We start from the raw sequence: 4702 nt of genomic DNA on the forward strand, positions 1-4702 counted from the left end.
TTGAACACGTTAATGTTCAAACCACCACACAGACCACGGTCTGTCGAAACGATGATGTAACCAACACGTTTAGCTTCACGCTCTTCTAGGTACGGATGACGGTACTCTAGGTTTGCGTTAGCCACATGACCGATCACTTTACGCATTGTTTCAGCGTATGGACGAGAAGCTTCCATTGCATCTTGAGAACGACGCATTTTTGAAGCTGCTACCATTTCCATCGCTTTCGTAATTTTCTGAGTGCTTTTAACACTACCGATTTTATTACGTATCTCTTTTGCGCCGGCCATCGTTACTCTCCGTTAGTTGGTGGCAGAAACTGCCACCGACCTAATTACCAAGTTTGGGTTGCTTTGAAGTCGTCAGTCAGTTTCTTCAACTGAGCTTCGATTTCATCGTTGTAAGCGCCAGACTTGTCGATCTCAGCTGCTAGTTCAGCGTATTGACCGCGAGCGTACGATAGTAGAGCCGCCTCGAAATCTAGAACTTTGTTAAGTTCTACATCATCAAGGTAACCGCGCTCTGCCGCGAAGATAGTTAGAGCTTGGTCAAATACAGACATTGGAGCGTACTGCTTCTGCTTCATTAGTTCTGTAACTTTTTGACCATGGTCTAGCTGTTTCTTCGTTGCGTCATCAAGGTCAGAAGAGAACTGAGCAAATGCCGCTAGTTCACGGTATGCAGCTAGTGCTGTACGGATACCACCTGATAGTTTCTTGATGATTTTCGTCTGAGCTGAACCACCTACACGAGATACTGAGATACCTGGGTCAACAGCAGGACGAACACCAGCGTTGAATAGCTCAGTTTGTAGGAAGATCTGACCATCGGTAATCGAGATTACGTTAGTCGGTACGAATGCTGAAACGTCACCTGCTTGAGTTTCGATGATAGGAAGAGCAGTCAAAGAACCAGTCTTACCTTTCACTTCACCGTTAGTGAAACGCTCTACGTACTCTTCGTTTACACGAGCTGCACGCTCTAGTAGACGCGAGTGTAAGTAGAATACGTCACCTGGGAATGCCTCACGGCCTGGTGGACGTTTAAGTAGTAGAGAGATCTGACGGTAAGCTACCGCTTGCTTAGATAGATCATCGTAAACAATCAGTGCGTCTTCACCGCGATCGCGGAAGTATTCACCCATCGCACAACCTGCGTAAGGCGCTAGGTATTGAAGCGCTGCAGATTCAGAAGCTGATGCAACTACAACGATAGTATTTTGTAGTGCGCCGTGCTCTTCTAGTTTGCGAACAACGTTAGCGATAGTCGATGCTTTCTGACCGATTGCTACGTAGATAGAGAAAATACCAGAGTCTTTCTGGTTGATGATCGCGTCGATCGCCAGTGCTGTTTTACCAATCTGACGGTCACCGATGATAAGCTCACGCTGACCACGACCGATTGGGATCATTGAGTCAACTGACTTATAACCAGTTTGCACAGGTTGGTCTACCGATTTACGGTCGATTACACCTGGTGCGATCACTTCTACAGGCGAAGTCATTTTCGCTTCGATTGGGCCTTTACCATCGATAGGCTCACCCAGCGTGTTTACTACGCGGCCTAGTAGTTCTGGACCAACTGGCACTTCAAGAATGCGGCCAGTACCTGTAACTTTCATGCCTTCCTTAAGGTCAGCATATGGGCCCATTACAACCGCACCAACCGAGTCACGCTCAAGGTTAAGTGCCAGTGCATAACGGCCACCCGGTAATTCAATCATTTCACCTTGCATCACGTCCGCTAGGCCGTGGATGCGGATGATACCATCGCTTACCGATACGATAGTACCCTCGTTGCGAGCTTCACTAACAACTTCGAAAGATTCGATACGTTGTTTGATCAGATCGCTAATTTCCGTGGAATTAAGTTGCATGCTCCAATCCCCATTAAGACTGCAATGCATCGCTCAGGCGGTTCAAACGACCACGCGCTGAGTCATCGATGACTAGGTCTCCGGCTCGAATAATAACCCCACCAAGTAGGGTCTCATCTACACTGCAATTCAGCTTCACTTTGCGTTCAAGACGCTTTTCAAGTTTGCTGCCAATGTTTGCAAGTTGTTCATCAGAAAGCTCTGTTGCTGAAATTACTTCAACATCAATTTCTTTCTCATGTTCTTTTTTCAGAGTAAAAAACTCCGTGCAAACATCAGGAAGGGCCGCTAAACGACCATTCTCAGCCATTACCTTCAAAAGGTTTTGACCGTGCGCATCAACTTGTTCGCCGCAAACTGCAACAAAAATTTCTGCCATTTTGTCAGCAGAAACCGAACCCGTTAGTAGTTCGTTCATTTGTTCATTTTTGGCCACTTCAGCAGCAAAAGATAACATTTGGCCCCATTGGTCCAACTGGTCTTTCTCTAAAGCAAAGTCGAAGGCTGCTTTAGCATAGGGGCGTGCGATAGTAGTCAAATCAGACATATGCGCCCCCAGACTTAAAGTTTTGCAGTAATGTTGTCGAGAATATCTTTTTGCGCATCTTTATCGATAGAACGCTCAAGGATTTTCTCAGCACCAGCTACAGCCAGAGTAGCAACTTGTTTGCGCAGCTCATCGCGTGCACGATTGCGTTCAGCTTCAAGTTCTGCTTCTGCTTGCGCTAGGATTTTCTGGCGTTCTGCCTGAGCTTCCTCGCGAGCTTCATCAAGAATTTGAGACTTACGTTTGTTCGCTTGTTCGATGATCTCAGTTGCTGTGCGCTTCGCTTCTTTCAATTGATCAGAAGCGTTGGCTTGTGCTAGATCCAAGTCTTTCGCAGCACGTTCTGCTGCTTGAAGACCATCAGCAATTTTCTTCTGACGCTCTTCGATCGCTTGCATCAATGGTGGCCATACATACTTCATGCAGAACCACACAAATAGTGCGAACGAGATTGCTTGACCTAGCAGAGTTGCGTTTATGTTCACAACAGCTACCCCTCTATTTGGACTTAGTGTTAATCAGTGACAAGCGATAATCGCCCGTCCCGAGTTAAAGGTGATTAACCTAGTTGACCAACGAATGGGTTTGCGAAAGTGAATAGTAGCGCGATTACGATACCGATCATTGGAACCGCATCAAGTAGACCCGCGATGATGAACATCTTAACTTGTAGCATAGGAGCCATTTCTGGTTGACGTGCAGCACCTTCTAGGAATTTACCACCTAGCAGTGCGAAACCAATCGCTGTACCAAGAGAAGCAAGACCGACGATAATACCTACGGCGATTGCAGAAAAGCTCAGTAAAGTTTCCATTACTATCTCCAATTTATAGTTGTTGGCTTAGTGCCCAAATAAAAAGCTTTAAAAAAATTAATGATCAGGATCTTCGTGTGCCATTGACAGGTAAACAATTGTCAACATCATGAATACGAAGGCTTGAATCGTAATAACCAAGATATGGAAGATTGCCCACGGTAGTGAACCCATCCATTGTAAGTACCATGGTAGCATTGCCGCACAAAGAATGAATACAACCTCACCCGCGAACATGTTACCGAATAGACGCATACCAAGTGATAGAGGTTTCGCTAATAGCGATACCACTTCAATTAGTAGGTTAAACGGAATCATCAGTGGGTGATTGAATGGATGTAGTGCAAGTTCTTTTGCGAATCCACCTAGACCTTTTACTTTGATGCTGTAGTAAATCATCAATGCAAAAACGCCTAGAGCCATAGCCATGGTGATATTCACATCAGCAGACGGTACAACCTTAAGGTAAGGGATACCTAGCCAATGCTCTGCTGGGTATGGTAAGAAGTCGATAGGAACTAAGTCCATCACGTTCATCAAAAATACCCAACAAAAGATAGTCAGTGCTAAAGGCGCGATCAGTGGGTTGCGTCCATGGAACGTGTCTTTGACGTTATCGGCGACAAATTCAACGATCATTTCTACAGCACACTGAAGCTTACCCGGTACACCCGCTGTTGTTCTCTTTGCTACTTTGTAAAAAATTCCGAGGAAAATTAAACCAGTAAACCAAGAAAAAAACAGGCTATCGATATGTACGTTCCAGAAACTTGTCTCCGACCCTACTAAACCCAACTTGTATAGCGATAGGTTAGAAAGGTGGTGGGCAATGTAACCGGACGATGTTAGCGCTTCACCTGGCGCAGCCATAACTCATCCTATTTTTTGTTGTTAATGAATAGCACTGGTGCACAGATATTAATACCTAGTACCAGCAAATAGGTTAGTTTGAGGGGAACAAGTTCCACCTGCATATACATGTAGGCAACATAGAACAGTGCAACCGTGATGAGAATTTTCAGTACTTCACCCGTATAGAAGGAAGCAGCGATGCGCTTGGCAGCGCGAGCTCCACTAAACATGAAAGCACACAGCGCGAATACTGCATTGGCAACAACAAAAATGCCTCCGCCAATCAGCGCTGAAAATCCCCAGTCAGGATTTATGGCTACCGCCATTCCTGCTGCCACAAAAATAACCGCGCCAGACTGGATCATTAACAATTGCCTTGCGAGCTCTCGTCCTGGTCTAGCTAACGCAGCTACCATGTATTCGTACCTCTAGTAATATCCACTTCGCACTTAACTCTCTGTGCTGGGAAATTGGCGAAAATTATACGTTCAGTTCAACGTAAAGCAATTCGATTGCATCAAAAACTTACAGTTTTGTTTACAAAACGACAACTTTCGCACAAAATTCGATTAATTAGATTAATTGACCTAAATCAATTATCTCATCTAGGCCT

Annotated in this window: 7 protein-coding genes; all 7 read right to left on the reverse strand. The window is 45.2% G+C overall.

Annotated elements, in window-relative coordinates; translation table 11 throughout:
• A partial coding sequence (locus CAG68_RS08875) for a F0F1 ATP synthase subunit gamma (RefSeq protein WP_202599896.1) occupies nucleotides 1-290 on the reverse strand: 290 nt, incomplete at its 3' end.
• Between the two features lie 44 nt (nucleotides 291-334).
• On the reverse strand, nucleotides 335-1876 hold the full coding sequence (gene atpA / locus CAG68_RS08880; protein ID WP_005378931.1) for a F0F1 ATP synthase subunit alpha: 1542 nt from the start codon (nucleotides 1874-1876) through the stop codon (nucleotides 335-337).
• A 13-nt stretch (nucleotides 1877-1889) separates the two neighbouring features.
• Nucleotides 1890-2423: a F0F1 ATP synthase subunit delta gene (atpH, locus tag CAG68_RS08885; protein WP_017635596.1), complete on the reverse strand. Its 534-nt coding sequence runs from the start codon at nucleotides 2421-2423 to the stop codon at nucleotides 1890-1892.
• A 14-nt stretch (nucleotides 2424-2437) separates the two neighbouring features.
• Entirely contained in the window at nucleotides 2438-2908 is a 471-nt protein-coding gene (gene atpF, locus CAG68_RS08890; protein WP_005378929.1) for a F0F1 ATP synthase subunit B, read from the reverse strand.
• Nucleotides 2909-2982: 74 nt separating this feature from the next.
• Nucleotides 2983-3237, reverse strand: a complete 255-nt coding sequence (gene atpE / locus CAG68_RS08895; protein WP_002540812.1) for a F0F1 ATP synthase subunit C — start codon at nucleotides 3235-3237, stop codon at nucleotides 2983-2985.
• Nucleotides 3238-3294: 57 nt separating this feature from the next.
• On the reverse strand, nucleotides 3295-4107 hold the full coding sequence (gene atpB / locus CAG68_RS08900; protein ID WP_005378922.1) for a F0F1 ATP synthase subunit A: 813 nt from the start codon (nucleotides 4105-4107) through the stop codon (nucleotides 3295-3297).
• An 8-nt stretch (nucleotides 4108-4115) separates the two neighbouring features.
• Nucleotides 4116-4505, reverse strand: coding sequence for a F0F1 ATP synthase subunit I (locus CAG68_RS08905; RefSeq protein ID WP_005378921.1), 390 nt, complete (start codon nucleotides 4503-4505; stop codon nucleotides 4116-4118).
• Between the last annotated feature and the right edge of the window lie 197 nt (nucleotides 4506-4702).

Source organism: Vibrio sp. V42_P2S4T144 (assembly GCF_009904715.1).
Classification (GTDB): Bacteria; Pseudomonadota; Gammaproteobacteria; order Enterobacterales; family Vibrionaceae; genus Vibrio; species Vibrio alginolyticus.

Coding starts and splice junctions, on each gene's coding strand:
- atpA (WP_005378931.1), bottom strand. CDS start 1,876: ATGCAACTTAATTCCACGGAAATTAGCGATCTGATCAAACAACGTATC.
- atpH (WP_017635596.1), bottom strand. CDS start 2,423: ATGTCTGATTTGACTACTATCGCACGCCCCTATGCTAAAGCAGCCTTC.
- atpE (WP_002540812.1), bottom strand. CDS start 3,237: ATGGAAACTTTACTGAGCTTTTCTGCAATCGCCGTAGGTATTATCGTC.
- atpB (WP_005378922.1), bottom strand. CDS start 4,107: ATGGCTGCGCCAGGTGAAGCGCTAACATCGTCCGGTTACATTGCCCAC.
- CAG68_RS08905 (WP_005378921.1), bottom strand. CDS start 4,505: ATGGTAGCTGCGTTAGCTAGACCAGGACGAGAGCTCGCAAGGCAATTG.